The sequence below is a fragment of the Mycobacterium sp. TH-M11 genome (assembly GCF_057473725.1).
Genome location: NZ_JBYCLD010000177.1, coordinates 1 through 3,833, shown reverse-complemented (window position 1 = coordinate 3,833; position 3,833 = coordinate 1). Strand labels below are relative to the sequence as shown.

General features: G+C 66.6%; 4 protein-coding genes. 2 read left to right on the top strand and 2 right to left on the bottom strand.

Translation table 11 applies throughout. The annotated features are described in order from the left end of the window. Window positions 1–919, bottom strand: a 919-nt coding sequence (locus AC2VOG_RS07870) for an FAD-binding protein (protein WP_486939355.1), incomplete at its 3' end; no start/stop codon positions are given. A gap of 76 nt (window positions 920–995) precedes the next feature. Here AC2VOG_RS07870 and AC2VOG_RS07865 point away from each other — a divergent pair. Then, complete coding sequence (locus AC2VOG_RS07865) at window positions 996–1,625, top strand: TetR/AcrR family transcriptional regulator (RefSeq protein ID WP_486939354.1); 630 nt, start codon at window positions 996–998, stop codon at window positions 1,623–1,625. Continuing rightward, window positions 1,622–2,767 (top strand): alanine racemase, encoded by a 1,146-nt coding sequence (locus tag AC2VOG_RS07860; protein ID WP_486939353.1) that lies wholly within the window; start codon window positions 1,622–1,624, stop codon window positions 2,765–2,767. Before AC2VOG_RS07865 ends, AC2VOG_RS07860 begins: the two co-directional genes overlap by 4 nt. Before the next feature lie 13 nt (window positions 2,768–2,780). Here the strand turns inward: AC2VOG_RS07860 and AC2VOG_RS07855 are convergent, their stop codons facing one another. Further along, window positions 2,781–3,647, bottom strand: a complete 867-nt coding sequence (locus AC2VOG_RS07855) for a TIGR03619 family F420-dependent LLM class oxidoreductase (RefSeq protein WP_486939352.1) — start codon at window positions 3,645–3,647, stop codon at window positions 2,781–2,783. Between the last annotated feature and the right edge of the window lie 186 nt (window positions 3,648–3,833).

Here is a 3,833-nt window from a genome sequence, read left to right as displayed (position 1 = left end):
CGTATTCCATCTCGCGGAACCGCACCGAGCGCACCGACGCGAACACCCGGTAGGAGCGGTCGGCGTACGTACGGGCGGACAATGCCTTCGCCGACACCGCGTTGGCGCGGGGGCTGAGGCTGGGCCACTGTGTCGTGAGCCGTTGGAAGCCCTCGAAGACCGTGTTCGCCAACAGGTGGTCGTCGACGTAGCTACGCAGCCGGCCCAACGGGCGCAGCGGCGTGCCGGTGGGCAGCCGATTGTTGCGCTTGGTCAGCGTGCGGCGGGTGTGCGGGAACCAGTAGAACTCGAAATGGTCGTTGTCGGCGACGTGCGCATCGAGCTCGGTCAACACCGCGTCGAGCGATTCCGGTGCCTCCCGCGCGCAGAGTGCGTACGCCGGCTCGCATTGCAGCGTGACGGTGGCGATGACACCCAGCGCGCCCAGACCCACCCGCGCGGCGGCGAAGACGTCGCTGTTCTGCTCCGCGCTGCAGCGCAGCAGTGAACCATCGGCGAGCACGAGTTCGAGCGCGCGTATCTGGGTCGCCAAACCGCCCCATTTCGCGCCGGTTCCATGAGTGCCGGTCGAGACGGCACCCGCGATGGTCTGCACATCCACGTCACCGAGATTTGTCAGGGCCAGGCCCATCTCCCACAACGATTCGTTGAGGGCCCGCAGCCGGGTGCCGGCGAGGACGGTCACCAGCCCGGTCCCGGGGTCCGCGGTGACGATGCCGGTGAGGTGGTCCAGTCGGAGCTGCGTGCCGTCAGTCAGTCCGATCGTGGTGAACGAGTGGCCGGCGCCAATCGGTTTCACCCGCAGTCCGCGCTGCGTCGCGCTGCGCACCACCTGCTGTAAATCGCCGACAGTGGCCGGTGTTTCGACGCCGGCGAGCTGCGCGCTGGCGGTCGCGGCCCAGTTCGTCCACGTGGTCACGCCCCTAACTATGAATCTGGACATGCGTCCAAGTCAAGCTTGACTTGAACATGCGTCCAGATGTTTCATGGAGGCGATGAGATCTCGACTCCCGCAAGTCGAACGCCGCGCTCAACTGGTCGCAGCGGCGCTCGGCCTGGCCGCCGCAGAGGGTATTTCCGCCGTCACCATCCGGGCTGTGGCCGACCGCGCCGACGTGGCGCTCGGCGTTGTGCACTACTGCTTCAAGGACAAAGACGACCTGCTGGTCGCGGTGGCCGACCGCATCGTTGCCGACCTGCTGTCGGCTGCGTCGGGTGCGCTGGACATCGACGGCGCCGACGACCTGGCGAGCGCCCTGCGCCTAGCCGTCGACGGGCTGTGGGACCGGATCGAGGCCAGCCGCGACGCTCAGCTGCTGACCTACGAGATCACCACGCACGCGCTGCGCAATCCCGCGATGGAACACGTGGCGCTGCGGCAATACGAGGCATCCCGAAAAGCGGTGACGGCACTGCTGGCGATCGCGGCGCAGACTGCCGGCGCGACATGGCTGAACCCGGTCGACGAACTCGCCGACGAGGTGTTGTCGTTCCTCGACGGCGTCACGCTGCGCTGGCTGGTTGACGGCGACGGGGTGGCCGCGCGTTCCCGGTTAGCGGCTTTCACCGAGTACCTGCGGACGTACGCCAAGACGGGCCGCCGCCGACGGAGTCACACCCAATGACCGATCTGGACGCGCTGAACCGGGCCACCGCCGAACTGGACCCACCGCTGGTCGCACTCGACCTTGTTGCGTTGCGGGCCAACGCAACAGACTTGGTGCGCCGAGCGGGTGGCAAGCCGGTACGGGTTGCCAGCAAATCGGTGCGATGCCGATGGGTGCTGGACCAGGCGCTGGCTACGCCGGGTTTTGCGGGGGTGATGGCCTACTCACTGTCCGAAGCACTCTGGCTGGTCAGCAATGGGCAGTCCGACGTGCTGCTCGGCTACCCCAGCATCGACCGGGCCGCGCTGGCCGAGCTCGGCGCACACGAAGCGCTGCAGGACAAGATCACGCTGATGGTGGACGACCCCGCCCAGCTCGCCGTCATTCGGTCCGCCGCCGGGCCCGCCCCGCTGCGAATCTGCCTCGACATCGACGCCTCGCTGCGGATCGGTCCGGTGCACCTCGGCGTCCGGCGCTCGCCTGTCCGTACCCCGTCGGCTGCTGAAGCCCTTGCGAAAATAGCTTCGGAACAGGGCTTTCGGGTGGTCGGCGTGATGTTCTACGAAGCGCAGATCGCCGGTCTGCAAGACACCTCGACAGCCGTCCGACTGATGAAGAAAGCTTCTGCGGCCGAGCTTGCGCGGCGACGTTCGGCGGTCGTCGCGGCGGTCGAGAAAGCCGTCGGGGCGTTGGCGATCGTCAACGCCGGCGGCACCGGCAGCCTCGAGATCAGTTCCGCTGACCCCTCGGTCACCGAAGTGACCGCCGGCTCGGGTCTGTACATGTCCGGCATTTTCGACCGCTACGACGCCTTCCGGTCGCGCCCGGCGCTGCTTTTTGCGTTACCGGTGGTCCGCAAGCCGACAGCAGACATTGCGACCTTGTTCGGCGGCGGATACATCGCTTCGGGGCCGGCCGGGCGATCGCGATTACCCACGATTGCCACTCCCGGGTTGCGCTACGTGCGGGCCGAAGGAGCGGGGGAGGTACAGACGCCGGTCGTGGGCGCCTCGGCGCTCCGAGTCGGTGACCGCGTCTGGCTGCGGCATGCCAAGGCCGGGGAGTTGCTCGAGCGGTTCGAGACCGTGCACGTCGTCGAGGAGGACCGGATCGTCGAGACGGCGCCGTCCTATCGCGGCGAGCACCGGGCGTTCAGCTGAATACGGGTCGCCGTCAGACTTTCGCGATCACGTTCTCGGCGAACATCTCGAGGTTGCGGATCTTGCTGTCCAGCGGCTCGGTGTCTTGGCCCATGATGTAAGGAATCCGGAAACCGACGATCACGTCGGTGACGCCCTTGTCCTCCAGACGTTTCACGCCGTCGAGGGTGAAGCCGTCGACCGAGATCACGTGGATTTCGAACGGGCCGGTCTTGTCTTCCTCGTCGCGGAGTTGTTTGACCCGCGCGATGAGCCGGTCGAGTTCCGCCGGGTCGCCGCCGCCGTGCATCCAGCCGTCCGCGCGTGCTGCCCGGCGCAGCGCGGCGTCGGCGTGCCCGCCGATCAGGATCGGAATCGGTTGCGTCGGAGCGGGAGTCATCTTGGTTTTGGGGATGTCGTAGAACTCGCCATGGAATTCGAAGTACTCGCCGGTGGTCAGGCCGCGGATGATCTCGATACATTCATCAATACGCTTGCCGCGCTTGGCGAATGGGACACCCATCAGCTCGTAGTCCTCCGGCCACGGGCTGGTGCCCACGCCGAGGCCCACCCGGTTGCCGATCAGCGCCGCCAGCGACCCGGCCTGCTTGGCCACCAGCGCCGGCGGTCGGATCGGGAGCTTGAGGACGAAGAAGTTGAACCGCAGCGTCGACGTCACCGCGCCGAGAGCGGCTGTCAGCACGAATGTTTCGATGAAAGCCTTGCCGTCGAGGAATTCGCGGTTGCCGTCGGGGGTGTACGGATACGTGGAGTCCGATTCGAAGGGGTAGGCGACGCTGTCGGGAATGGTCATGGCGGCATAGCCGGCGGCCTCGGCGGCTTTCGCCAGCGGGATGTAGAACGTCGGGTCCGTCATCGCCTCCGCGTAGCTGAACCGCACACCGTCTCCTCACGTCGATCGTCTCGACTACCTGACAAATACTAGGGACGCGCAGCCGCCGACGAGTTCGAATCGAGCATTGCCGGGAATGCGAGACGTCAGTGGTGAGGCCGAGGAGGTCACCGCTCGCCGCAGTTCCTTGCGAAAGCCGACAGGCAGGGGGATGACGTCTGAAGCGAAGTAATT

What these genes read in the sequence shown, in the direction of transcription:
- AC2VOG_RS07865 (WP_486939354.1), top strand. Translation starts at nt 996, where the DNA reads ATGAGATCTCGACTCCCGCAAGTCGAACGCCGCGCTCAACTGGTCGCA.
- AC2VOG_RS07860 (WP_486939353.1), top strand. Translation starts at nt 1,622, where the DNA reads ATGACCGATCTGGACGCGCTGAACCGGGCCACCGCCGAACTGGACCCA.